Annotated in this window: 30 protein-coding genes; 22 read left to right on the top strand and 8 right to left on the bottom strand. The window is 33.5% G+C overall.

The window, feature by feature from the left end; genetic code table 11:
* Positions 1-172 precede the first annotated feature (172 nt).
* The 6 genes from ACIQXJ_RS08635 (at position 173) to ACIQXJ_RS08610 (ending at position 4,260) form a co-directional block, all read left to right on the top strand.
* Positions 173-1,021, top strand: a complete 849-nt coding sequence (locus ACIQXJ_RS08635) for a helix-turn-helix domain-containing protein (RefSeq protein ID WP_403052163.1) — start codon at positions 173-175, stop codon at positions 1,019-1,021.
* Between the two features lie 173 nt (positions 1,022-1,194).
* Positions 1,195-1,368, top strand: coding sequence for a helix-hairpin-helix domain-containing protein (locus ACIQXJ_RS08630; protein ID WP_172771294.1), 174 nt, complete (start codon positions 1,195-1,197; stop codon positions 1,366-1,368).
* 467 nt (positions 1,369-1,835) lie between these two features.
* On the top strand, positions 1,836-2,021 hold the full coding sequence (locus tag ACIQXJ_RS08625) for a hypothetical protein (RefSeq protein ID WP_403052160.1): 186 nt from the start codon (positions 1,836-1,838) through the stop codon (positions 2,019-2,021).
* 216 nt (positions 2,022-2,237) lie between these two features.
* Positions 2,238-2,873: a response regulator transcription factor gene (locus tag ACIQXJ_RS08620; protein ID WP_403052157.1), complete on the top strand. Its 636-nt coding sequence runs from the start codon at positions 2,238-2,240 to the stop codon at positions 2,871-2,873.
* Between the two features lie 379 nt (positions 2,874-3,252).
* Positions 3,253-3,447, top strand: a complete 195-nt coding sequence (locus ACIQXJ_RS08615; protein WP_403052155.1) for a hypothetical protein — start codon at positions 3,253-3,255, stop codon at positions 3,445-3,447.
* Positions 3,448-4,020: 573 nt separating this feature from the next.
* A complete protein-coding gene (locus ACIQXJ_RS08610; protein WP_403052152.1) occupies positions 4,021-4,260 on the top strand; it encodes a hypothetical protein in 240 nt (79 codons plus the stop codon).
* A 313-nt stretch (positions 4,261-4,573) separates the two neighbouring features.
* Here the strand turns inward: ACIQXJ_RS08610 and ACIQXJ_RS08605 are convergent, their stop codons facing one another.
* On the bottom strand, positions 4,574-5,068 hold the full coding sequence (locus tag ACIQXJ_RS08605) for a DNA-3-methyladenine glycosylase (protein WP_403052149.1): 495 nt from the start codon (positions 5,066-5,068) through the stop codon (positions 4,574-4,576).
* 344 nt (positions 5,069-5,412) lie between these two features.
* Here ACIQXJ_RS08605 and ACIQXJ_RS08600 point away from each other — a divergent pair, with 344 nt between their 5' ends.
* From ACIQXJ_RS08600 to ACIQXJ_RS08590, 3 genes are all read left to right on the top strand, one after another.
* Entirely contained in the window at positions 5,413-5,940 is a 528-nt protein-coding gene (locus ACIQXJ_RS08600) for a hypothetical protein (protein ID WP_403052147.1), read from the top strand.
* A gap of 23 nt (positions 5,941-5,963) precedes the next feature.
* Positions 5,964-6,614, top strand: a complete 651-nt coding sequence (locus tag ACIQXJ_RS08595) for a hypothetical protein (RefSeq protein ID WP_403052145.1) — start codon at positions 5,964-5,966, stop codon at positions 6,612-6,614.
* Positions 6,615-6,704: 90 nt separating this feature from the next.
* On the top strand, positions 6,705-6,860 hold the full coding sequence (locus ACIQXJ_RS08590; protein ID WP_403080849.1) for a hypothetical protein: 156 nt from the start codon (positions 6,705-6,707) through the stop codon (positions 6,858-6,860).
* A 225-nt stretch (positions 6,861-7,085) separates the two neighbouring features.
* Here ACIQXJ_RS08590 and ACIQXJ_RS08585 read toward each other — a convergent pair whose 3' ends face one another.
* On the bottom strand, positions 7,086-7,280 hold the full coding sequence (locus ACIQXJ_RS08585) for a hypothetical protein (protein ID WP_401011714.1): 195 nt from the start codon (positions 7,278-7,280) through the stop codon (positions 7,086-7,088).
* Positions 7,281-7,536: 256 nt separating this feature from the next.
* Between ACIQXJ_RS08585 and ACIQXJ_RS08580 the strand changes: the two genes are divergently transcribed.
* On the top strand, positions 7,537-7,785 hold the full coding sequence (locus tag ACIQXJ_RS08580) for a hypothetical protein (RefSeq protein ID WP_401018213.1): 249 nt from the start codon (positions 7,537-7,539) through the stop codon (positions 7,783-7,785).
* Between the two features lie 468 nt (positions 7,786-8,253).
* On the opposite strand, the gene ACIQXJ_RS08575 is transcribed toward ACIQXJ_RS08580, so the two are convergent.
* The 3 genes from ACIQXJ_RS08575 to ACIQXJ_RS08565 form a co-directional block, all read right to left on the bottom strand.
* Entirely contained in the window at positions 8,254-8,514 is a 261-nt protein-coding gene (locus tag ACIQXJ_RS08575; RefSeq protein WP_403052142.1) for a hypothetical protein, read from the bottom strand.
* A gap of 1,158 nt (positions 8,515-9,672) precedes the next feature.
* Positions 9,673-9,921 carry a hypothetical protein gene (locus ACIQXJ_RS08570; protein WP_403052140.1) on the bottom strand — a complete coding sequence of 83 codons (249 nt, stop codon included), beginning with the start codon at positions 9,919-9,921 and terminating at the stop codon, positions 9,673-9,675.
* A gap of 444 nt (positions 9,922-10,365) precedes the next feature.
* The gene (locus ACIQXJ_RS08565; RefSeq protein WP_403052137.1) at positions 10,366-10,851 is read right to left on the bottom strand and encodes a DUF1648 domain-containing protein; all 486 of its coding nucleotides are present in this window, start codon (positions 10,849-10,851) and stop codon (positions 10,366-10,368) included.
* Positions 10,852-10,941: 90 nt separating this feature from the next.
* On the opposite strand from ACIQXJ_RS08565, the gene ACIQXJ_RS08560 reads away from it, so the two are divergent.
* The 3 genes from ACIQXJ_RS08560 (at position 10,942) to tsaA (ending at position 13,570) form a co-directional block, all read left to right on the top strand.
* A complete protein-coding gene (locus ACIQXJ_RS08560; RefSeq protein WP_403052134.1) occupies positions 10,942-11,682 on the top strand; it encodes a sulfite exporter TauE/SafE family protein in 741 nt (246 codons plus the stop codon).
* 11 nt (positions 11,683-11,693) lie between these two features.
* A complete protein-coding gene (locus ACIQXJ_RS08555) occupies positions 11,694-12,629 on the top strand; it encodes a PD-(D/E)XK nuclease family protein (RefSeq protein ID WP_403052131.1) in 936 nt (311 codons plus the stop codon).
* A 479-nt stretch (positions 12,630-13,108) separates the two neighbouring features.
* Positions 13,109-13,570 carry a tRNA (N6-threonylcarbamoyladenosine(37)-N6)-methyltransferase TrmO gene (gene tsaA, locus ACIQXJ_RS08550; protein ID WP_403052128.1) on the top strand — a complete coding sequence of 154 codons (462 nt, stop codon included), beginning with the start codon at positions 13,109-13,111 and terminating at the stop codon, positions 13,568-13,570.
* A gap of 380 nt (positions 13,571-13,950) precedes the next feature.
* Here the strand turns inward: tsaA and ACIQXJ_RS08545 are convergent, their stop codons facing one another.
* Complete coding sequence (locus ACIQXJ_RS08545; RefSeq protein ID WP_403052125.1) at positions 13,951-14,181, bottom strand: hypothetical protein; 231 nt, start codon at positions 14,179-14,181, stop codon at positions 13,951-13,953.
* A gap of 94 nt (positions 14,182-14,275) precedes the next feature.
* Between ACIQXJ_RS08545 and ACIQXJ_RS08540 the strand changes: the two genes are divergently transcribed.
* On the top strand, positions 14,276-14,701 hold the full coding sequence (locus ACIQXJ_RS08540) for a hypothetical protein (protein ID WP_403052122.1): 426 nt from the start codon (positions 14,276-14,278) through the stop codon (positions 14,699-14,701).
* A gap of 95 nt (positions 14,702-14,796) precedes the next feature.
* Here the strand turns inward: ACIQXJ_RS08540 and ACIQXJ_RS08535 are convergent, their stop codons facing one another.
* A complete protein-coding gene (locus ACIQXJ_RS08535) occupies positions 14,797-15,582 on the bottom strand; it encodes a hydralysin-2 (RefSeq protein ID WP_403052119.1) in 786 nt (261 codons plus the stop codon).
* 667 nt (positions 15,583-16,249) lie between these two features.
* Between ACIQXJ_RS08535 and ACIQXJ_RS08530 the strand changes: the two genes are divergently transcribed.
* Together ACIQXJ_RS08530 and ACIQXJ_RS08525 are read left to right on the top strand one after the other, a co-directional pair.
* Positions 16,250-16,438, top strand: a complete 189-nt coding sequence (locus ACIQXJ_RS08530; RefSeq protein ID WP_401011695.1) for a transmembrane Fragile-X-F protein — start codon at positions 16,250-16,252, stop codon at positions 16,436-16,438.
* Between the two features lie 99 nt (positions 16,439-16,537).
* Positions 16,538-16,978 (top strand): GNAT family N-acetyltransferase, encoded by a 441-nt coding sequence (locus ACIQXJ_RS08525; RefSeq protein WP_403052116.1) that lies wholly within the window; start codon positions 16,538-16,540, stop codon positions 16,976-16,978.
* 138 nt (positions 16,979-17,116) lie between these two features.
* Here the strand turns inward: ACIQXJ_RS08525 and ACIQXJ_RS08520 are convergent, their stop codons facing one another.
* Positions 17,117-17,545, bottom strand: coding sequence for a hypothetical protein (locus tag ACIQXJ_RS08520; RefSeq protein WP_403052113.1), 429 nt, complete (start codon positions 17,543-17,545; stop codon positions 17,117-17,119).
* Positions 17,546-17,638: 93 nt separating this feature from the next.
* On the opposite strand from ACIQXJ_RS08520, the gene ACIQXJ_RS08515 reads away from it, so the two are divergent.
* The 6 genes from ACIQXJ_RS08515 (at position 17,639) to ACIQXJ_RS08490 (ending at position 22,898) form a co-directional block, all read left to right on the top strand.
* Positions 17,639-19,327, top strand: a complete 1,689-nt coding sequence (locus tag ACIQXJ_RS08515; RefSeq protein ID WP_403052110.1) for an AAA family ATPase — start codon at positions 17,639-17,641, stop codon at positions 19,325-19,327.
* 359 nt (positions 19,328-19,686) lie between these two features.
* The gene (locus ACIQXJ_RS08510; protein ID WP_403052107.1) at positions 19,687-20,199 is read left to right on the top strand and encodes a TetR/AcrR family transcriptional regulator; all 513 of its coding nucleotides are present in this window, start codon (positions 19,687-19,689) and stop codon (positions 20,197-20,199) included.
* 88 nt (positions 20,200-20,287) lie between these two features.
* The gene (locus tag ACIQXJ_RS08505) at positions 20,288-20,710 is read left to right on the top strand and encodes a DUF3995 domain-containing protein (RefSeq protein WP_403052104.1); all 423 of its coding nucleotides are present in this window, start codon (positions 20,288-20,290) and stop codon (positions 20,708-20,710) included.
* A 51-nt stretch (positions 20,711-20,761) separates the two neighbouring features.
* The gene (locus ACIQXJ_RS08500; RefSeq protein WP_403052101.1) at positions 20,762-21,373 is read left to right on the top strand and encodes a histidine phosphatase family protein; all 612 of its coding nucleotides are present in this window, start codon (positions 20,762-20,764) and stop codon (positions 21,371-21,373) included.
* Positions 21,374-21,496: 123 nt separating this feature from the next.
* Positions 21,497-22,333: a D-alanyl-D-alanine carboxypeptidase family protein gene (locus ACIQXJ_RS08495; RefSeq protein WP_403052098.1), complete on the top strand. Its 837-nt coding sequence runs from the start codon at positions 21,497-21,499 to the stop codon at positions 22,331-22,333.
* Positions 22,334-22,343: 10 nt separating this feature from the next.
* Positions 22,344-22,898: a hypothetical protein gene (locus tag ACIQXJ_RS08490; RefSeq protein ID WP_403052095.1), complete on the top strand. Its 555-nt coding sequence runs from the start codon at positions 22,344-22,346 to the stop codon at positions 22,896-22,898.
* The last annotated feature ends 87 nt before the right edge of the window (positions 22,899-22,985 follow it).

The following is a 22,985-nucleotide window of genomic DNA, read 5'->3' as shown; positions in this document are numbered from 1 at the left end:
TTATTAGCTTCCTGTCCCTGTACCGACTAACCAAAGTGTTGAAGTTGATTTTTCAATGTTTATTACATCAATCAATTTAGTCACCCCCTTGTAAATTATATAATTGCATACATTTCAATCGTTTTAGCTAAATATTCTTGAAAGAATATTTTGTAAAGGAGTGAATGTCAACGTGAAAGGTTATGGTGAGATTACAAAACAAATTAGAATTGGTAAAGGGTATACGCAAAAATATGTGGCAGCTCACCTGTTAACACAAGGTGCATATTCAAAGTTTGAAAATAAGACTACTGACATAAACTTTGCGACGATGCGTGGGATTATAAATCGACTAGGCATTACATTTGAAGAATTTTTTTATATTCAAAATGGCTATCAATACAGTAAGCGTGATGAGATAATTACCCAATTTTATCGTACATCATATAACGATGAAGAAGTACTGAGAGGACTTTCGGAGAAGTGCAAACAATATTTAAGAGAATTTGAGGAAGATCAACAAATTATTCATATTTCAATTATTTTAGATGGACTTATCATATTAGCTAAAACAGGTGATTTTGAGAGAGCGAAAGAAATCGTTGAACCAGTTTGGCGTGACTTATCTAAACACAATCAACTTTATATTGCTGATTTATACATGTTGAATGCGATTTTATTTTTATTCCCTTTACCAACAGTCCTTCAAATAAAACAATTTGCTTTACGACACATCGCCTTATTTGAAAACTTTCGCCATGTCTCACGATTACGAATTAATATTTCAATGAATATTGCTTTACTATTAATGAAAGATAATGAGTATTCAAAAGCACAAAAAGAAATTCTAAACGCCATATTTTTATGCAAAAAAGAACATGATTTCATCCTACTTGCTATTTGTTATGTAAGAAAGGGCATCTGTCTTAATCACCTTAGTCATTCAGGTGAAAAATGGATAAGGAAAGGTGTAAATATGTTAATGACCCTTGAGCAATTTCCATTATTAGAAATGGTAGAAGAAGAAATAAAACAATACTAGGCTATTAAATAAGAAATTGCATTTCACTATCACTCCTTGCATAATGAAGCATGGGATACGTACTACATTAGACATTACTATGCTTTAGCCTTGATTAGGATAGTACTTCGCTAGTTATACTTCTATTAGGTATTATTAATCGAGAATCCTCGAAAAAGAAAGGTCGGGTTTATATGACAGAATGGCCAAAAGGCGTTGCTAAACCTGCTATTCGTGCATTGAATGCTGCTGGATATACACAATTGCAACAGCTAAAAGAGGTCGATTTAGAGAAATTAAAAAATTTGCATGGCATGGGTCCCAAGGCGCTTGCTGCAATTGAAGCGGCATTAAAAGAAAGTAGGTAACAATTTGAATAAACTAACATTATTTTTATTAGCAATGGTTGTATATTACATCTTAGTTATTTTTGTTGTTAGTAAGCTATTTATCTTTCCGATTATAAAAGTTATGATGCTCATTTTCTTTATTGGAGCTGGCTTTCTATTCACCAGAAGGATGAGGAAGAAATTACAGTAGCGATAGTTTAGGAACGGTACATAAATTTGCTCTATGTTTTTAGCTAGAATGTATAATTACATTACAAAATCAGTTAACAGTCGATTGAAAGGTATAAACAACCTTTAATGGGCTGTTTTTTGAAGAGTTTTATTATCTACCTGATTTGTTATCTGAAAATTTCGTGAAAAGATTAGTGAACCAGATGTATAAGAAAAATAGGGTTGTTAAAATAAAAGAGTCGCATGGTCTTTTCTATTTGACAAGTAGTTCTTATACTATTTTGCAGAATTCTATACATGAGAGGAGGAATACCGTGAGTAAAACTGTTACAGTAGACTTTCTTTATAAAAATGAATTGTTTGATTATCTTCAATTGAGGATTAATATACCTTCAGCAATGAAATCTCTTAACATGATGAATATTATACCTATTCAAGTGACAGGAATTCCACTCGTGGAGCAACTAGCCTGTTTTAAAGTATCTTTTGGCATTTCTTAAAAAGCCGTCCTTGCTTTTTTGCAATCCTAACAATGGTGTTAAGTTTGATTGTTCAAAATTTTATCTAGAGGTAGCATATAAATGGTCGTTTATCATATTTTTCACTGGGTTTCTTATTAAGAGGGGAACGCATGATTATTTTTAGTATCTTGCTTATATTTATGAGTGTAATTTGGCTCAACTTAAAATGAAACTAATTCGAAGGAAGGGATGCGATTGATTTCTATTTTAGTTGTGGATGATCATCCAATTGTTTTAAAAGGTTTAAAAACGTTGTCTCTGGAGATAGAAGATATAAATATTGAAATCGAGAAGAATCCACATAAAGTTATTGATAGAATGCAAGAGGAAGAATTCCATGTATATTTAATTGATGCTTGTATTGCTACAAATAACAATCTAGAACTTACGACAGAAATTAAAGCAAAGCAGGGACAAGCCATTATTATTTTATATACGACAAATGATGTTTGTTCGTATTTTTCCCTACTAGTTGAGAAAAAAGTGGAGGGCATTCTTGTAAAAACAGCTCCTATTGATCAAATCATCTCAACAATTCGTTTAAGCATTCAAGAGAAAATCGTGGTTCCAACTGATTTTTTAGATTATATAAATGAAAAACTAAATGATCGTTATGCTAATTTAAAGCTAACACATCGAGAAATAAAATTACTGCAGATGCTAATGAAGGGCTACCCTAATAAGAAAATCGCAGCAATATGCAATGTTTCTGTGCGTACGGTAGAACGCCATTTATCACAACTTTTTAGCCTGTTAGGTGTATCTACAAGACTAGAAGCGGTTGAGGTTGCAAAAGAGAAACAATTGCTTGATGAATGTAAAGATATTTGATGATAAAAGTGTCGAGGTAAATCGGCACTTTTTTAATTTCTTTTCAGCTACACAAATCACTTGTCATTGGCAACGACTAGAAGCGAAAAAGCTCGAACTTGGGGTATTTAGAAGACTGTTAAGTAAGGAAATGTAATCGTGACCGACAGAAATTTTGACGGTACCAACAATAATATTGTCGGTTGAAATGTCGGTTGGTAAGGGGATATGATTAATTTAACTCGAGTAGAAGTGTGCTATAGCAGATAATATCATAATAAAGTAAAAAATCTTGATTTCCACGAAAATTGATTTTATACACAGATAGCAATTGTTGGAATCAAGACATATAGTTATATTTTTTATACATTATATTAAACAAAGTAAAGGGGAAATGTATATGATTAAAAATACTTTAGTTGTAAAAGTAGTTGTAGTTTTAAGTTTGGTATTTTCAATAATTTTCGCTTCATCTTTGGGATCATATAGGGATATTGAAGCAAGTGCAAAAATGCAAGAAAGACAAGATTTACTGCAAGATTTATTGATTAAATCTGAAGAATTCAATAAAAATTTGATGATGCAAGTGAGTTAGTAACAAAAGAATTTGAGGAAAACACAAAAAAGCTAATTTTTAATGATGATATTAGCTTATATACAAATGGTGAATTATCTTTATCTGACCTAAATGTAAAAACTAGTGACGAACACAATGTCGTTTATCTTCCAATTGAGTATGAAAATGTTAAAAGTGAGCTGAATAAATCTTTCTTTTCTATTATCTTTGATAAGACTGGCAATCTAGAATATTATGTTGAAACTAAAATTGTTGGTAATGATGTTAATTATACAGCTGAGGTTGAGGTATATAATAACGGAATCTTATCAAAAAAAGAATATTTACAATTTGATAAAGATGATTTTGATTCTACACTTTTAACTGAGGAGTCAATCTCTCAAAATAATACTTTATTTATTAAACCTATAAAAGTAAGTGCTGGTTTTTGGAGTGAATTTAACGATTGTTTAGCGAGTAAAGGTATTGCTGCTTGGGCAATAACAGCTTTATCGGTTGCATGTGGATTAGCATGTATAGGTACAGCAGGTGCTGGGTGTATCCCTTGCTTGTTAGGAGCTGGCTTAGCTACTGAAGGAGTAGTAGCTTATTGTGCTTTTAAAGTCAGAGCAAATTCATGATGAAAAATTTCCAAAAAGAGGTGTTATTCTAATTATGATTAAAAATATTTTTTCATTGATTATTATGATTTGTGGGCTTTTAGTGGGTTTAACTTTACTTGATATTATTCACCTACCGTTGTTCTTTCCTTATGCAGGAATAATTATTAGTACAACCGTTATATTAATCATTCTCTTCAAAAATAGAAGGAATCTAGCAAATAATGAATGATAGAATTTAAACAAGCAACTTCTTATTGATATGCTCCTCATTAAATGGTTGATATTCTGCAATTGCTAGTTGGATCATTGGTATAATGTTCTTTTTTGGAACAATCTTTTTTGCAAATGCTCGATATTATTTAAGTAGGCATAAAATGTAGAAATCTAGCTGTTTGTTAAGTATTAGACGAATCATTCGCATTTTTGGACAAAGAAATGAAAAATTTCATTATATCACTCTTTTAATTAAAATGTTGTAAGGTTAAAACCCGCTCAGATAACAGTTCTGAAGCGGGTTTTACAATTACTTGTGATTAAATCATTTATTCATTGATGTCATAAATTAAGATATCAAATAATTCTTCATTAGTATAAAGCAGAATTGCCCATTGTCCTTTCTCTGGTATTTGAACGTGCGATGGGGCGTGGGCATCTGCGCCATTATTTGCTCCTCCAAGCCCAGTTTTCCAACCAGTCGTTAATATGGGATGAATCATTCCTGTTTCTTTGTGATAACCTACTACCGTTAATTCTGTTTCTGATGGATGTTCAATTCCCCAAAGATGCCACATCCATTTTTGAACATTTAAACTTGGCGCATTTACACCAATCACGCCTGACTTATTTTCATTTCCAATAATATTGTTATTGAGTGGTACCGCTTTTTTATCCCAATCAATCTTTTCAAAATCACTTGCTTGAACAAAATTAGGAATGCCTTCGGGTAGCGATATCTTTTTACTTGTTTCGTTTGATGTACACGCTGCTAAAACTAACAAGCTTAAAAAAATGAATATAAACAGTAATTTCCTTATCATAATAATTTTACCTCCCCATTATAGAATCAGACGAAAATTTAAATTTATAGTTTCTTATTTTTCTGACAATTTTAAAATATGCAGTACAATCATTAGAAAAATTAACTGCAACCGACAGAATTTTTGACGGTACCGACAGATATATTGTCGGTTGAAATGTCGGTTATGGACAAGATAAAATTAAACTAACTCGAGTGGAAGTGTAATATAGCAGATTATTTCTATATTCTACTGGAATGGTTCAACAAAGGTACCTTTTATAGGAGATATGAGATTGGATTAAGGAAAATTACAATAAATATTTTGAAAAAATGCAGCTTAATAAATATGGAGGGAGTGTTTATATGAAAAATAAAATTTTAATATTTGTGTTAGTTGCTATGTTTTTATTTGGAGGAGAAGCACTGTCTGCAAATGCGATAAGGGTTAGTGATACTTGGAGTGGTACTATTCGTCACTTTAGTTTAATGACTGGAACAACAAATACAATTTATACTTATAACATTGATGTTGATAAGAATTATCTAGCTAGAGCAGAAATTACTTATAGTGGCTATACCGCTAGTTACTATACCAATAGATTTATGGATCCGAATATTTCTCTTGGCTTTAATGCTTCCTTTATCTATAGAACAGGTAATTCTTCTGGAAATGTGATTGGTTCTATTTCTTCTTTGGAATGGAGTCAGGGGAATAAATACAGTTATATTCTACCAGGAAGACCTTATAGAGTAAGTTCGGGAGGTTCAACTAAAAACATTGTAGCCAGAACAGGTGAAAATGCTCACTTGACTACTACTATTGTAATAACATGTGAAAAAGACACTGCTAGTTTGGCTTGTGGTGATAGAACATTTATGAAACCTATTTAGATTATCAGAAAGGAGAGTTTAATGTGCAGAAAAAAAATATAGTAATTATGTTTTCAGTTAGCACAATTGTATTATTAGTAGCTATTAGTAGCCAAATAGTATTTGGTAAAGATAAAAATTTTATAGATAATGATAATGTAGATTTAGAATCAGCTGTAGCAAAGATTTTAGATGAAATGCCTGATATGAAGATAAAAAAAGCTAAATCTTTAGGAAGAAGTGTAAATTTAAATTCAGAGTCAGTTGAAAATACATTGAATAATAGAAAAGCAGAGTTTCGATTAAAAGTCCATAATGAAATGAGCAATTTGAAACATGATAATGCTTACTTGGAAAAAGTCGCTATAGAGGAAACAAAAAGATATCTAGAAGCACTTCGAATTGCTAAAGAGATTTATAGTGTAAGTATTACCCAAGAGGATGTAAATCAATATATTGATACAAATGTTGCTGATTTTGTGTTGCCCGAAAAAGAACGCTATGCTAAGGCATTGGGTATATCTGTTTATGATTTAGATTATAGCTTTGATCGAGATTTTTATGTAATGGACACGTTATGGGATAAATTAATGCCCGTTTTACTGGAGCGTTACCCGCAAGAAGATGGGGAGGATCCTAATTTATATTTAGACAGAATAAAAAATGAATTTTATAGCCATTCTTCAATAAGGTGACAACTATAAATATAATTGTTGCTAATAAGGAGTAGCCTTCATGAAAAGGATGAAAGCTTTATCAGTATTAGGAGTATTGGTAATGATAGTTTGGAAGCAACAGGAGTAAGTACATATAATGCCAAATTTAGCTTTGATATGAATACTGGTCTTTTCCATGGAAAGGCATATACAACTCCAGCGTACAAGTATGCAAAAGATGAAGATCCATTTCTTCAAGTTGATTATATTGAATCCAGTGTTTAACTAAAATCTATTACGTCATGTCAAGTATAGAATTACATGGTAGTGATGTTGTCATGTTACTAATTCTTCCACTCGTTGTTTTAGGATTCGGCAAGAGGTCGAATGAAAAATAAATCAGCCCAATAAAAAGCATTCAGGAAACATAACGGTTCCTTGAATGCTTTTTCTCATTTTACAAATACCAAACCAATAGGTATTTTGGTTAATAGCGCTGAATTATCGTTTTTAAACGCCCATTTTTCTACGTGTATTACTTGTTTTTTTTGTTTGTTGGCTTTTCATTTTCTTTGTTGAAGTATCGCCATTCGTTTTCCCTTTACTAGAAGCGTTTTTGTTCTTTTTGTTTTCAAGCTGTTGCTTTACTGCTTCTTGTAGAGTCATTTTCTTTTTTGGTGCTTCAGTCTGATTATTTTCTGTCATAGGAGATTCCCCTTTTTGAATAAGATTGTTAATAGTAAGTTCCAGTATAATCTATTTTCCGTAATTTGTGAAACTCAGTACAATACGGAATCTTAGCCTCGTAACATACATGGCTAAGAAATCTATTTCTGGGGTATAAATTAATAAAGAAAAGCTCTGTGATAATTTACAAATAAATGTTTAAAATATGCATATTTTCATTTGATTTTTCTCATTCTAATATATACAAGCACATCGAAAGGAAGTGGGAAGTATTTTGTACAGCAGAAAACAATTCATCTGGGCTTATTGTATTTCTAGTGTTACTTCAATTATTGGCACAATCGCTATTTTTTTAATATTAGATTATTATCAATATACAGCTGATTTTGGCTTATTTTATAAACTGTTACTTTCATTTATTAGTGGAGGACTTATTGCCTTTGCTTTAGGGCTTATATTAATGAATTTATACTTTGAAAGTAGTTTTTCTCATAATAAAAAGAAAGTGAACGATGTGATATAAACGATAAAGTCGATTGGTCCGAAATGTTGGAATTCAATCGACTTTTGATATGTGATGTTAAAATTGGGTTTATTTCAAAGAATCCAGACTATTTCAACGATTAGATTGGCACATTGTGGTTCTATACAGAAAATACTTTGATAATATCTAGTTCTGCCTCTTCCTTTACAATAAAAGTTAATTCTACCTTTTCAACGCTTAATAAAGAGCATGTGATTTGAATTTTATGAGTTGAAAATGTGCATCTTACTTATTTTTAAATGGGTAGTTTAGAATGAAAAATATGACACCTACAAATACCGCAAAAATAATTGAGCTTATTAGGTTTGATATACTGATATCATCAGTGTTCACAATTATCATGATGAAAATACTTATAGAGAAAAATAAAGATGCTACTACTAATCTATTTTTTATTATATTTTTAACTTTAAACACCTTCTCTAACTAGCCAAGTATACTTTTTAATTATTCACAGTTACTTTTTCCAGGGAATTTCTTATTCATTTCTTTTGCACACTGATATTGAATATACCCTAATGTTGCAATTGCTCCAGCAATATTGGATCTAATACCGAGCTTTAATATATGTGAAGCAGCTAATTTGAACTTTTTATCATATATTAAATTCGCTAAGGTGCTAATTGAGGAAACTAAACCAAAATGTGCTTTTAATCCTTTGGAAAGACAGCTGTTTTGTGCCGCTCTGTATTCAGCAGTTGGTCTCATTAAATGCCATTCACACGCAACAGCACTAGTTCCAAAGTTCGATTGGATAGAAACATCTACTTTATTAATATCTATGATTAAATTTTCATCTTCGAATGCTTGAATAAGCTCTTCATAACTATCATATTTTTTTAAACTGTTTACAAATTTTTCTTTATCATATCCTAAAAATTACCTTGATTGTCAGTTTCCTTTTTCATAAATTAACTTTAGAGATTCCTCAATCAAAGCGAGAACCTCTTCGTCATCTGGGTATTCGTTCGCAACCGTTTATTCTGTAAATACACCAAGAATAGAAAACATTACAATAACAACGACCATAGTTCCTTTAAATAATGTATATGGACTATTTTTTATCATAATATCACTCCAGTTTAATGTATTTAATAAAAATTATTTGCTATTAAATGGGTACTTTAAAATAAAAAATATCCCAGTAGCTATTGTAGCAAAAAGAGTATATGCAAGTAAATCTTGTAGATTTATAACATCAAAATCCTGAATTAACTAAACGAAAAAAACGATAAAGAAAAAGCCAGATGCGATTAATGCTTTATCTTTTTTTGTATTATCTTTAATGGAAAACACCTCCTGAATATTTTGAGGAAGAGTCATTTAATTTAAATAGAAGAGGTTCATATATGAATGAATGCCTATCCACCGAACTCCATTAGTAATAGAAGTACTAATCAAATCCAAAAGGAAATCTTATATCCAAAAGTGTAACAATACATGTTAAGAAAAGAGCCCATACCATTGTCGTTAGTAATCTTCTTGTATAGGAGGATTTTGGTGTTTCCTTGTAAGGAGAACCCGTTACAAACATAGATACAAAAATAATTAACGTAAAGTACAAAAAATATGCGAGCGATTGATATTACCACATGAATCGTCACCAACTGAGCAAATATTGTATAGTCTGTTTACCACTCACACGAAGTAAAGAAAAGTCTAATCAAATCCAAAAGGAAATCTTATATCTAAAAGAGTAACAATACATGTCATGATAAGAGCCACTACCATAGAGGCTAGTAATCTTCTTGTATAAGAAGACTTTGGGGTCTCCTTGTAAGGAGAACCCCTTACAAATGAAGGAATAAAAATAATTAGCGTAAAGTACAAAAAATATGCGAGCGATTGATAATACCACATAATACATCACCAACTTTCCTTGAAGTACGAAATGGTTGATAACTTGAATTGTACTTTTTGCACGAGAATGTTACTAATTAAAATTCTTATGTGCCAAATACCTAGTTTCATAGTAGAAGGGTCGATTCGTAAATGTGGATTTGCCTGCACTTTAGTTGCGCCTTTTTCGAATCGTAAAAGGTTGTCCATTATATAGTAGGTTTCTTCAGGACTAATCCGTTCAATTGTGATAATATGCGCTGTTGTTTGCGCCATTTACGCCAAGTGTTACTCCTAAGCCAATACCAGTTGTTTTACTGCTTTGAAACAACAGTTGTAGCAACATTTTTAACGTGTACATTTGCTTTGTTTAGATTGGCTGTTTCTCTAGCTATTTTTGCATCTGATATTCCACCACCTACCGCACTAGCGATAGTTGTAACTGGCCATATCTGATCATTAGCCGTTTTTTTAGCTGCATTGGCAATACTTGTTCCCCAACTCGATATAAGTCGTCCTCCTTTGTCATTTTATCGTTTATTTACGAAAATTTTATCATTGAGAATCGTTCTCGGTCAATCGGTTTGCGGGGAAATTGTATTAGTTTTTTGCCAATAGTTGATGATGAAAGAGAAGCATTACTAAGCGATTTGTCAGTGTTTTATCATAAAAAAAGCTAGTTGCACGTAGGTGTTTGTGCAACTAGCTTTTTGCTTTACGTTAGAGGTATAGTCCACGAATAATACCCGCTATGAAGATGATGAATAACAAGGCAAGAAATGCATAAGCATGCCATTGTTGTAAAATACGATTGTGTCCCATTGCCACTGATAAATCATTGAAAAGTGAATATGTAAAATACAGCAAAATACTGTTTTTCATAAGACAGAAGGTGATTATCCCATTTTGTCGCTCAATATGAGATAAGGTAGGCTTATGTTTACGTACTAATGGATAAGCCGCTTTTATTTCCAAGTAATGCAAAAGTAAAAAGAGCATTAACGCTACAAATGGTAAATAAAAGATAGCGATTTTAGGCCCGAACTGTGCATGGTCCGTCGAAAAGCTTTGTAAAACTGGAATGGAGGAGGGGAGCTTTCGATATTGAATCATAGTTGCGGTAATGCCAGCTGTAAAAATGGTTGCCACAATTATTGTTAGTTGTTTACACAGCTTTGGAGTAGGTGTTTTTTGTTGTGCATGCATAAGATCACCTCGATATTGTCTTCTTTCAAAATAGGATTCTGTTATACTGTAACATAAGATTGATATCAAGTGGTTAGAAAGAAGGATTAGATGGAATACGTTTTATTTTTAGTAATCGGTATTGCAGGTAATGTCATCGGCACATTAGTTGGCGGTGGTGGATTAATCACATTACCAACAATGATGTTGATGGGTGTACCGGTTCACTCAGCAATTGGAGCGAATAAAGTTTCCAATATGGTAAGTGCTTTTTCTAGCTTTTATACGATTTTTAGAAGAAAGGAATTGTCTTGGGCGGAAATGCGTTCAGTTCTGCTTGTATCTTTGATTGGTGGAACTTTGGGTGGGCTCTTTGCTTCCTTTATGAGCGGCCAGACGTTAACGCTTATTGCTATTATTTTACTTGGCTTCGCACTCATCATGTCCTTTATCGGTGGTGCAGATTTTGGTGATGTAGAAAGATTTAAAATGACTAGGAAAAATGGTCCCATTTTGCTTGGCGTAGGAATTTATGATGGCTTATTTGGTCCTGGTAGTAGTACATTGGCGCTGTATACGTATGCGCATGAAAAACTTTCCTATATAAAAGCTGTAGGCTTGTCTCGTGTTGGGGTTTTTGCGATGTGCTCAGGGGCTGCTATTACGTATATTGCGACCGGAAAAATAGAATGGCCGCTCACAATCGTTTTAATGTTTGGATCCATTATTGGCGCGCAAATTGGCATTGTGCTTGCAAGAAAGGTAAAGGCAAATCAAGTAAAGATACTGTTACGTGTTGTGACTATAGTGCTTATTCTACAACTTGTTTATGATTTCTTCCAACAGTTATAAGGAGGGTTCGTATGTTTGAAATTTCACCTTTTCCGACTTTTTCGTGGTCACTTTCACGCCATAAAACCTTAACGAGCTGTGCCAGAAAATATGGCTATGAATATTATTTTTCTCATAATGGATGGCTGAGCCATCAGGTGGAACCATTTCACCAGCATGTGTATCGCTTAAAAAAGCTGCAAGCGATGCCTATATTATTTGGGCAAATTGTCCATCGATTAATCGAGCAAACAATTATCGATTATTTGCAAACGAAGACAGTGCCGTCTGTGTCAGAGCTTGTAAATCGTGCGCGTGGCCAACTAAATGCTGCCTTTATTGATTCGACTCGACATGTGGATTTATGGAGACATAAACCTAACAAGTTTTACATGATGCAGGAAATCTATTATGAGGGAAAGCTAAATGCTGAGTTAATTACGGATTATAAAAATCGGCTGGAAGCGGTGTTTACGAATTTCCTTTTAAGTGAGACGTTTTTACAAATTACTGCTCATACAGGATCATTACGAATTGGTGAGCCCGAACAGTTTCGTTCGATGAAAATTGAGGATACGCAAGTTTTTGTCGTGATGGACTTTCATTATTACGATGATATGGAAGATAAATGGATTATTATTGACTGGAAAACGGGTGGTCAATCAGATGATGATCGTCAACAATTAGCGCTTTACGCTTATTATATCCAACAAAAATACGGTGTTTCACTAGAAAAAATCGAAGTTTATAATGAATATTTAGTGACAGGGCAACGCAAACAATATACGTTTACATCGTTCGATATGGACAATATTTTACATACATTTCGACACAGTGTTTTAGAAATGAAAAAGTTTCAAGCCGATATTCTTTCAAACGAGCCAGTAGACCTTGAGGATTTTGAGCAAACACAAGATGAATGGCGCTGTTTGAGATGTAATTTTAAAGAGCTATGTTACAACAAATAAGTTGAAAAATTAAGCAAGTGACCAATTAATTTTAATCATCGAATTGGTCGCTTGCATTATTTTTAACCATACTTGTTAAGTGACTAAAGGTGTTTATTGTCAAATTTATATCGGAGTGCTCTAGTTTCTCCTTTATAATCTTAAAGTTTACATTTCGGCTGACTATAAATAAGGCATTAATGTCACAAAGCAAGCAAATTCAATTATGGAAAGTTATACTTTTCAACGATTTTTCTCCAGATTATATCTCTAGCAGTCGGTTTGATGGATAACCGTCTGAATTTGTAAAGATGAAAATAGTGTCAGTGCCGTTTTTGGCAAGTTGAACGCGATAGTTGTCCACAATCTACAGGTCAATGTGCATCACCGTTAGAAAATTGGTTGGAATTATGAATAGATATTGTTGTGAAGAAAATTAAAGGACAATGATTTTTTTGTGGGAATTATCAAAATAAAGTCTAATTTGAGGAGAGTTAACTATGCAGTATTCTATACAGCCAGTAGCGATTGTAAATAATAATAGAAAAGAAATTGAGGATGATAATTGGGGTTCAATAATGTCAACAATTGAACTTACAGAAAATATTAATGAATCGTCTTTAAAGGGTATTGACGAGTTTTCTCACTTGGAAATCATTTTTTATTTTGATAAGGTTGCTGATGAAAAAATTCAGTACGATGCAAGGCATCCTAGAAACAATAAAAATTATCCTGAGGTTGGCATTTTTGCACAAAGAGGAAAAAATAGACCCAATAAATTGGGGGTAACTATTGTAGAACTAATAGATATAAAACAAAGAACATTAATTGTTAAAGGATTAGATGCGATAGACGGAACACCTATTATTGATATTAAACCTGTAATGAAAGAGTTCTTACCAAAAGGCGATGTGAAACAGCCAAATTGGTCAACATCATTAATGGATAAATATTGGGATTAAATTGATTTTCTCTAACGTAATTTACCTATTTATTAGCTTTGGAAAAAGACCACTCCGTGATGAACCGCACCACAATTGTTAGAATGTGTCTAACAATTGGGAGTGAGGTTCAGTGATGGGGGGTCTTTTGCTATCGTGACTAAAAAGTGACCAACAGGTGACCTAAAACGTTTATTAGTTAGTGATTAATAAAGAAAAAACTACGATAGAAAGACGTTCGTAATTAGAGCTTTTGATTTACACTTAAACTATATGAAAGCTATAATGATGTTTCAAGCCTGTCTTCGTTCAAATGAGCGAGTAAGTTAGAAGGATTTTGGGTAAATAGCAGATGAAAGAGCTATGTGTAACATAAATCAATGATAGCTATCGTAGTAAAGTTATTTGTTTAAAACAAAAAAAGCGACAATCGCTATAAATGTGAATAAAACGTTTAAAAGCATATAAACAGGTCGTAGTTCTTTATACGTGACTACCATCGCAATTATAGCTGATAACACCGCCAAAGGAATAGTGACATAAAAGATGTCCCACAAATAGAAGCCATCAATGTACACAAAAACTGTTAAAACAGCAGTAATAATGGTCCACTTAATTGTGTGATTTGACATAATATTTCCTCCTTATGCTTAAAAATACAAAAAAATAATAGCATAATTAGGTGATTATCGTAAACTATGAGACTACAAGGAGATGTAATGCAACGTGTTTAAGAAAATGATAATATTTAGTGCTGTTGTAACAATGTTAGCAGCTTGCAGCAACAATGAAGTAACTGAAAAAAATGAGGCTACAAATCAAGATACCTCTCACCAGCAGGAGCAAGGAAAAAATCAGATTGAACAACCAATACAACCAGAACAAAATGTACAAGGTGAAGATAAGGAAAATATTGACCTTAGTGAATGGACTTCATTACCTGAATATAGCAAAATTCACGAACAAATCAACAATAAAGACGACATTCACTTTGAAAAGGTAACCGATACCAGTGATAAACGTATTTTATTAATTATTGATGAAAATGGCACAAAGCTTTATAAATCTATTTTTATTAAAAATACGAATCGTTTAAAAATAATTAATATAAAAGATGGTGGACAAATTTTTAACGAAGTTTTATCCTCATGATGGTTGAATTTTGTTGATGGTCCTATCAGCGATTTCCTATATTCGAGGCCATAATAAAATCGGTGGGTATGAGTTAACCCACCGATAAAGTTAAGCTATCTAGTTAATGCCATAAATTCACTTAATTCTTCGGCTGTTAAAGGCTCTGTTTTACCAATCTCCGTATGAACATCAAAGACGGCGGAGTTTTTAATTGTTCCAGATATTTCTCCAGAAGTATTTTTGAGTACACTTGTCGCGTTAAGGAACCAAAAATAATGATCTTGCACTCTCTTAGGGAAGTTTGCACCAAACATGCCATTGACAAAAATCGGTGCTCGGAAATGCATAGACTCTTTTTTTAATGTCCCAACTATAACAACTTTCTTTTTACTTCTTGGTGGTACTGTCACCTCTATCTTGGCAGTTGCCGTTTTTGATTCTGTTTCAGTTTTTGATTCCCCTATAGTAGTACTAACAGAAAATTCCATGCCTGATTCAAAAAATCCCTCTATTGTAAATTTAGAAGAAAAAGTTAAGCCTGTTGTACTTTCGGTAGACCATGTTTGTTGACTTTGCCAACTGCCTTGTACTTCTAAAGTCATAGTGGCTGCTTCATCCCCATGATTTACAGCAATATTACTACCGACGATAACAGATTTAGGGGGTGCCCCGTCTCCTTTAGTATAAGTAAATTCTCCAAGTGTTTTGTAGCAAGGGTGGCCATATTGCTCAGTGATTGCAGGCGTAACCCCTTTAAAATAAGTTTCGCTATTTACTGCAATGCCATCTGGATTTACTTTGAATTTTTCTTTGAACGCTTCTCTTACTTTGTCATAACTTGAATTCATTGCAGGTAAATCTGAAAATAAAAATTTCTCTCGTATTAGCTGAGTTTGCATTTATTTCCCTCCTTGTATAGTCGTGCTTATTAGTAAACTCGAATTTCTACCTTAACCTAAAAGGAAACCTCCTTCATTTATATTTTGATACTCAACTTTATGTAAGTACCTCTCTGTAACTGTAAAACAATACGTGACAATGAAACACTGATGAATGTTAATAATTGGATTACTAACAATTTTTAACATGTTTCTAATGACACGAGCGATTCTCATGATTCCATCTGCGATTGCACAATTAGCTAGTACCATCTAACTGAACATGTGCCCAATAATTAATATAAAAGAGATCATTGCAATAAAAACTAAAGTTATCGTAATGGTAATATAGCTAATAATTAAAGTAGTCCTATTTTTAATATCTTTCATCCCGATAAGGGCTAGAAAGAAACATCCTATTGTTAGGAGTAATATAGCGTTCAAAGGATGAAAATGTAAATGAGCGATGAAAAAGCTTATAAATGTTGCGGATGAACCTACAATAAAAAATAAAATGATGTAACATATTAACATAATCAATGACCATATATTCAAGGTAATTTCCATACATTCCCTCCTGTTTTGATTAAACGAATTTTATACCTCTATGTTCCTTAGAGTGCCTTCCTAAAAATAAAAAGAAACGGCTATACTTTGTACTAAATAAATGATTAATGGTGGTGAGATTGTGGGAGTAGCAGAAGTTTTAACCATCGTCTTTATTGTGCTAAAGCTAACAGAAGTCATTACATGGTCGTGGTGGTTAGTGCTGTTACCATCGATCATTTCTTTTAGTATTTACGTATTAATTGTATTGGTAAAGATAGCAATCGTTATTGCAACGATAATGACTGTGAAGAAACGTAAAGAACGATAGGTGTTGAATGAAGTATGTAACTAGTGATACTTTATTAGTAGAAATATCGAACAATCATCCAAGGGGAGACAGCGATACAGTGTATTAAGGGGGAAAACGATGAATTATAATGTAGAAGTTTTATTAGAAAATCATGAATCATTTGTCACATTTCTAAATACAAGTTTAAGAGAGTTTAATAATGATCATTCTGCTTACCATAAAGAAATAAGAAAAGAGGGTGCAGTGCAGCCGTTAAATGTTATTGTTTCAAATGATGGTCAATGGATTGGTGGATTAACAGCGGAGGTTTATTGGGACTGGCTAGAAATTAATAAGTTTTGGTTTAGTAAGGAATATCGAAGGCAGGGATTGGGTGAAAAATTGCTGTTACAAGCTGAAGCAACTGCTATCAAAATGGGGGCAAAAAAGGCATTATTAACTACTTATGATTTTCAAGCTCGCTCGTTTTATGAAGCAAGAGGTTATGTAGTTGTTGGGGAAATAAAAGATTATCCTCCGGGAAGTAGCTATTTCACAATGATTAAACATTTAGTTTGAAAATGCTAGTTTCCATTAAAACTACATTAGGGTGCAGTGTAAGACGCAATATTCTTGATGCGCGGTTTTTTTGCGTCTTACAGCATGTACTGTTACCACATGATTTACTGTGGATTTCATTCTTATTTTAGCCCTATATTAAAATAATTCTTCAATATAACTAGTATCCAATTTGTCTAACAGTTTATAGTCTTTCATGTAATTTTCCTCGTATAAATAAACAAATAGGTGTGTTGAATCATCAAGGCGTATGCCGACTTCACGATTATCATTAATCTGTAATGTTAACCAGTATGCCTCGTTAAAATCTGACTTCGCAAAAAATACTTTTCGAATTTCTTTGCTTTCAAATAACTGCATAATTTCACTGATTTTGGCTGCATCTTTTACTGTAATTGTTTTCTCGTCAGATGCACGAATAATTTCAATTTCATTAATCTGTTCGATATCAAGTCGATCGATAACTTCCTTATTGAAAGTAGAATCTCGAGTTAGTAATGATGTCGTCACATACAAGATAATAAGGGGGAATAGGACAATTAAAATTAGCTTATAGATTTTTTTCATGTTAATCTCCTTAAATTCTAAAAATTCACACATATGTATTCTGTTCCACGCTATAATTGAGCATATACTGAATTGATAAAGGAAGGCAATAAAATGAACTATAATCATCAAGAAAAAGAGCTTTTTTACCCAGATGGGAAGATAATGTACAGTGGTGGCGTTAAGAAAAACGATTTTGGCCATGACATTTATGATGGCAAGGGGACGGTTTTTGATCAGGAGGGTGAGTTGTTATTCGAGGGAGAATTCGTCAATCATATGAAGCAAGGCAACGGCATTATGTATTTAAAAGGTCAAATGATCTATCAAGGCGAATTTATTCAAAATAAAAAACAAGGACATGGTATTTTATATAAAGATGGAAAGGTTTATTACGATGGACATTTTCGCAATGACTTAATGGATGGCTATGGTGTTTTATATTATGAAGAGGATGTCATTGCACCATTTAAAGATTTACGGGAGCGGTATCCGCACTTAAATCGACCGCAATTTGAGGGAGATTTTGTACATGGTATGAAAAAAGGTAAGGGTATACAATATTACCCAAGTGGTTTTTTGCAATACGAAGGTGATTTTATGTGGAACCATATGCAAGGGGCAGGCAAGCTGTATTATGTTCCTGAAACCCCAACTGCAATAGAGCTTCAATCGGGTGTATCAGCTCTACACTACGAAGGTTATTTTTTTGAAGATATGAAGCATGGAAAAGGTAAAGTCTTTTCAAGGTTAGGTGTGCTTGAAGCGGAAGGTCAATTTAAAGAGGATGTTATGACTGGGAAAGGCACGCTTTATTATGTGAATGGGCAAGCATCCTATATTGGCGACCTTGTAAATGGGGAAAAACATGGTCGTGGCGATTATTATAATGAAGAAGGCAAAATAATTTATAGTGGAGAATTTATCCATGGTGAGCGTCTGCGTATCACACCTGAAATAGAAAGGGAAATAAATAAGCTACAGGCACAATTAGATGGACTTGTAGGGCTCCCGAATGCTAAAAAGGAATTACATAATCTAATCAACTTTATAAAAATTCAAAGCTTACGCGTTGACCACGGCTTAACAAGCTTCCCTATTACGTATCATCTCGTATTCTCTGGAAACCCTGGAACTGGAAAAACAACTGTTGCTCGCATTATTGGTCAAATATACAAACATCTTGGTGTTTTGTCCAGTGGGCATTTCGTTGAGACAGATCGTGCGGGTCTAGTAGCAGGCTATGTTGGACAAACAGCCTTAAAGGTACAGGAAGTTGTGAAAAAAGCAACAGGTGGCGTGTTATTTATCGACGAGGCTTATGCATTACTTAATGATAAGCAGGATGCATTTGGTAAAGAAGCGATTGATAGCTTGTTAAAAGCAATGGAAGATTTACGTGATGATTTAGTTATCATTGTGGCAGGATATACAGAGCTAATGGAGGAATTTTTACAAGCCAATCCAGGTTTCAAATCGCGCTTTAACCATTTTGTACAATTTGATAACTTTAGGACAGACGAGCTATACGAAATTTTTGCGATGCTATGTAAAAATAACGATTATCGTTATGGCGACGCTTTTGCACAGCATATGAAGACACAATTAAACCAGATTCCTGTTGAAACAATACCGAATTTCTCAAACGGTCGTTATATTCGCAATGTATTTGAAAAGCTGGTGACAATTCAATCGAATCGTTTAATCCAGCAGCAAAATATTACGAGAGATGAGCTAATGGAATTTACAGATGCAGATATTGTACAAGCAATTTCTGAAAATCTTTTTGATAGTACGTTTTAATAGCTATTTGGATGAAAGTCACAACGCTTTACAACTATTTTAAAAATCATAAATACAAGGCTCTATTAATATAGTACATAGATGATTTTTATATAGTAGGGAGAGTTTGATGAAGAAAATAGTGCCATTGCTGTTGGTTCTTGCGTGTGTTTTACCAACATTTTTACACATTAAGATTACGATTAATAACAATATCGATGTGCATAAAGGTAGTAAAACACAAGATTAGACGTATTATCTCATTGCCCCTAACAAACTGTTAGGGGCTTTTTTTATATGCTTTTTTGATTGACAAAATTTAGAATTAGCCTTAATCTGATTTTAACATACGGTAGTGTATGTTAACAGGGGGATTCATGATGCAATTAACAAGAGAAGACTGGGTCAAGGCTGGTCTACACCAATTAGCAGATGCTGGTATACATAAAGTTCGTATTGAAACGCTTGCGCGACGTCTGAAAATAAGTAAAGGGAGTTTTTATCATCATTTTCGGGATCACCAAGAACTGTTAGATGCGATGCTAGATTATTGGGAAATGCATGCAACAAAACGAATCATTCAAAGTATGGAGCAAGAAGAATCGTCATTAGAACAGCTCTTAACAATTAGTTTTAGTAGCGATAAAAAAATTGAAATGGGCATTTATGCTTGGGCTAAATATGACCAAGTTGTCGCAAGTCGACTAGTTGATATTGAGGAACAAAGAATTCGATGTATTGCATTGTTATATGAAAAGAAAGGAAACAACGCTTTTGAAGCTTTAGAGCGAGCTAGACTTGCTTATTTAACTTATATAGGCTGGATGACGAGGTTTGAAGAGAATCCTAATTTCACGATAGGAACAATGTTGGAGCTTTTAGCAAAGATATAAGATGAATGTCTCTCATCAATATGAGGGACTTATTCACAATCGAAACATACGTTATAGTATGTTTTAAAATGTTATTGGAGGAGAAAAAATGGTCATAGGTTTACTATATTTGGCTGTCACTGTCCTGATTCTCATTAGTATGTTACATGTTTATTGGGCTTGTGGGGGGAGCTGGGGCTTTAAAGTGGTGTTACCTGTAAAAAATGGAGGGCAAGAACCCGTTTTTGTCCCTAGAAAAATAGGAACATTATTAGTGGCATTTCTCCTTCTGTTCGGAGCAGTATTGTTGTTTATTCAAGGAATTTATTTGCAAAATGTTCAACAATTCACCTTTTTTACACTTGGTTGTATGGTGTGTGCGGCTCTATTTTTTATTCGAGCAATAGGGGATTTTAAATATGTCGGGTTTTTCAAAAAAATAAAACATTCTCAGTTTGCAAGAAATGACACATGGTTTTATAGCCCGCTCTGTTTGCTAATAGCCGTAATGTATTTATTTGTACTAATTTAGTTTTACCTGTACAATCTGATTATCTTTTAGCATTGTAGAGGGGGAATATGGTTGAACCAAATTATTTATTTACTGCGTCATGGAGAAACGGTTTTAAATACACAAGGACGATACCAAGGGGAGCTTGATTCACCATTAACGGATGTTGGCATCGAACAAGTTCAGCAAAATGCATATATGTTGAAAAGTTTAATTGGTAATCCACAAGAGTGGAAAGTATTTTCAAGCTCTTTAGGAAGGGCCTTACAGAGCGCAGAAATTATTTGTAATACAATAGGCTATGATTTTAACAATGTAGAACAGGACAACCGACTAACTGAGGTGGCTGTCGGAGATTGGGCTGGCTTAACAACGAAAGAAATTGAGCATACTTGGCCAAATCTTTTAGAAAATACAGATCATTATAACTGGTTTTTCAATGCGCCAAATGGAGAAAGTTACGACACAGTTGTGTGCAGATTAACGGAGTGGCTTGAGAGCATCAAAGATGAACCAAAAGTAATTGTTGTTTCACATGGTCTTACTGGGCGAATTTTACGTGGGGTCTATGCTAGTCTAGCCAAGGAAGATGCACTAAAGTTAGAAGTTTCCCAAGATGTATTTTTTAAATTAACACAAAAAAAGATTCAAAACATCTCTTTAGAATTTGATGATTTTTATTGATAAGTAGCATTTGTTTTATTACATAATGTGAGATTATGCGCAATCCTTAAGAATTTCTTCATAAATTTCCTACAGGAATATTCATAATTGCCTCCTATTATAATGTGTGGGAGGCGTTTTTTTATGAAAAAATTTGTATTATTTTGTTGTATATGTGCTGTAGCAATATTTTTCTATACTAATAAAACAAACGAACAAGTAGTGGACATTGAGCTACCTTCGTTACATAGTAAAAATGCTTTATTATTAAACGAGAACGGCGATGTGTTATATGAAAAAAATGCAGATGCTATTATCTTTCCAGCATCGTTAACTAAAATCATGACAGCAATCGTAGCAATTGAGGCGAGTAAAGATCTTCAAACACAAACAATGGTTACACCACAAACAATTGCAAAATATACTGCGCAAAATGCTTCGATGGCGGGCTTTCAAGCAGGAGATTTTGTGACGATTGAGGATTTATTATACGGTACATTACTAGCATCTGGTGCAGATGCAACTGCTACGCTTGCTATTGCCATTGCTGGTAGTGAGGAGGCATTTGTGGCAATGATGAACGATAAAGCGCGGGAGCTAGGGTTACATGATACCCATTATGAAAATGTCAGTGGGCTCCATCATGCTGCCCATGTATCTAGTGTTCGTGACATTAGTAAGCTCTTTCAATATGCGCTTGAAAATCCTACATTTTATCAAATTTTGACTACCAAAAGTTATACGACATTAGTGCCAAATGAATTAACGATAGCGAGCACATTGTTTACGAAAATGGATGGTGTGGAAGGTGCTATTCTTGGTGGAAAAACGGGCTATACACCTGAGGCAGGACTTTGCTTAGCGTCCTTAATGGAAAAGAACGGTGAATTATTTATTTTTGTGACGACGAATGCGGAAGGGCATGTATGGACCCCTCCATTCCATGTAGAAGATGCAATGGCAGCTTATCAAGCACTATAGGAGGAAAACAATGACGAAATTAGTAGCTTCTTTTCTTTTTTGCTTAGTTTTCATTACAGGATGTACTGCTCAAGCCCCTGAAGTGGAGGAGCAGGCCACGTGGGCGCCTTTTATTGGCACATATGTAGGGGATGCGATGAATGTTGGCAAAATTGCAAATACAGTCTTTTTACATGGGGATACAATCGATCACTTTGATTTGCGAGGGGAGGTGCTTCGCGTTATTTATAAAAATGATGATGAAGCATTAAGTAAGTGGTTTTCTTCATCAATATCCAAAGATAAAGCAATTGTTTATAACACAATGATGGGTGCCATTTTAGTGCCAAATGCCAAGGGCTTCGGCTTTGCGGTGGACGGAGACTTGTATGAAATTTCAAGAGATGTCTTAATCGATGAAATGGAAAATTTATTTTCTACATTACCCAAAGGCAATGAATTGTTTGATGAAGAAAAAGTAAAAGCATTTTTGCAAAAGCATGAAGAAACAATTCAGCAGCATGCTGTTGATTCAAATTATCAAAAAACATTCCTAGCTAAATTTTCAATTAGTAAATCTAGTTGATTATTACTATTTTCTGGTATGAAATCTTCATCTATAATAAGAATCAAATCCTATGTTTTTCAGCATATTTTACACGGGAGACGACAT

The sequence above is a fragment of the Lysinibacillus sp. NPDC097868 genome, from assembly GCF_044761135.1.
GTDB lineage: Bacteria > Bacillota > Bacilli > Bacillales_A > Planococcaceae > Lysinibacillus.
The sequence above is the reverse complement of the archived record's forward strand: the minus strand, read 5'-3'. Positions and strand labels throughout refer to the sequence as shown.

Coding starts and splice junctions, on each gene's coding strand:
- ACIQXJ_RS08630 (WP_172771294.1), top strand. CDS start 1,195: ATGACAGAATGGCCAAAAGGCGTTGCTAAACCTGCTATTCGTGCATTG.
- ACIQXJ_RS08615 (WP_403052155.1), top strand. CDS start 3,253: ATGATTAAAAATACTTTAGTTGTAAAAGTAGTTGTAGTTTTAAGTTTG.
- ACIQXJ_RS08605 (WP_403052149.1), bottom strand. CDS start 5,068: ATGATAAGGAAATTACTGTTTATATTCATTTTTTTAAGCTTGTTAGTT.
- ACIQXJ_RS08600 (WP_403052147.1), top strand. CDS start 5,413: ATGAAAAATAAAATTTTAATATTTGTGTTAGTTGCTATGTTTTTATTT.
- ACIQXJ_RS08585 (WP_401011714.1), bottom strand. CDS start 7,280: ATGACAGAAAATAATCAGACTGAAGCACCAAAAAAGAAAATGACTCTA.
- ACIQXJ_RS08575 (WP_403052142.1), bottom strand. CDS start 8,514: ATGAGACCAACTGCTGAATACAGAGCGGCACAAAACAGCTGTCTTTCC.
- ACIQXJ_RS08570 (WP_403052140.1), bottom strand. CDS start 9,921: ATGGCGCAAACAACAGCGCATATTATCACAATTGAACGGATTAGTCCT.
- ACIQXJ_RS08565 (WP_403052137.1), bottom strand. CDS start 10,851: ATGCATGCACAACAAAAAACACCTACTCCAAAGCTGTGTAAACAACTA.
- ACIQXJ_RS08560 (WP_403052134.1), top strand. CDS start 10,942: ATGGAATACGTTTTATTTTTAGTAATCGGTATTGCAGGTAATGTCATC.
- ACIQXJ_RS08555 (WP_403052131.1), top strand. CDS start 11,694: ATGTTTGAAATTTCACCTTTTCCGACTTTTTCGTGGTCACTTTCACGC.
- tsaA (WP_403052128.1), top strand. CDS start 13,109: ATGCAGTATTCTATACAGCCAGTAGCGATTGTAAATAATAATAGAAAA.
- ACIQXJ_RS08545 (WP_403052125.1), bottom strand. CDS start 14,181: ATGTCAAATCACACAATTAAGTGGACCATTATTACTGCTGTTTTAACA.
- ACIQXJ_RS08535 (WP_403052119.1), bottom strand. CDS start 15,582: ATGCAAACTCAGCTAATACGAGAGAAATTTTTATTTTCAGATTTACCT.
- ACIQXJ_RS08525 (WP_403052116.1), top strand. CDS start 16,538: ATGAATTATAATGTAGAAGTTTTATTAGAAAATCATGAATCATTTGTC.
- ACIQXJ_RS08520 (WP_403052113.1), bottom strand. CDS start 17,545: ATGAAAAAAATCTATAAGCTAATTTTAATTGTCCTATTCCCCCTTATT.
- ACIQXJ_RS08515 (WP_403052110.1), top strand. CDS start 17,639: ATGAACTATAATCATCAAGAAAAAGAGCTTTTTTACCCAGATGGGAAG.
- ACIQXJ_RS08510 (WP_403052107.1), top strand. CDS start 19,687: ATGCAATTAACAAGAGAAGACTGGGTCAAGGCTGGTCTACACCAATTA.
- ACIQXJ_RS08505 (WP_403052104.1), top strand. CDS start 20,288: ATGGTCATAGGTTTACTATATTTGGCTGTCACTGTCCTGATTCTCATT.
- ACIQXJ_RS08495 (WP_403052098.1), top strand. CDS start 21,497: ATGAAAAAATTTGTATTATTTTGTTGTATATGTGCTGTAGCAATATTT.
- ACIQXJ_RS08490 (WP_403052095.1), top strand. CDS start 22,344: ATGACGAAATTAGTAGCTTCTTTTCTTTTTTGCTTAGTTTTCATTACA.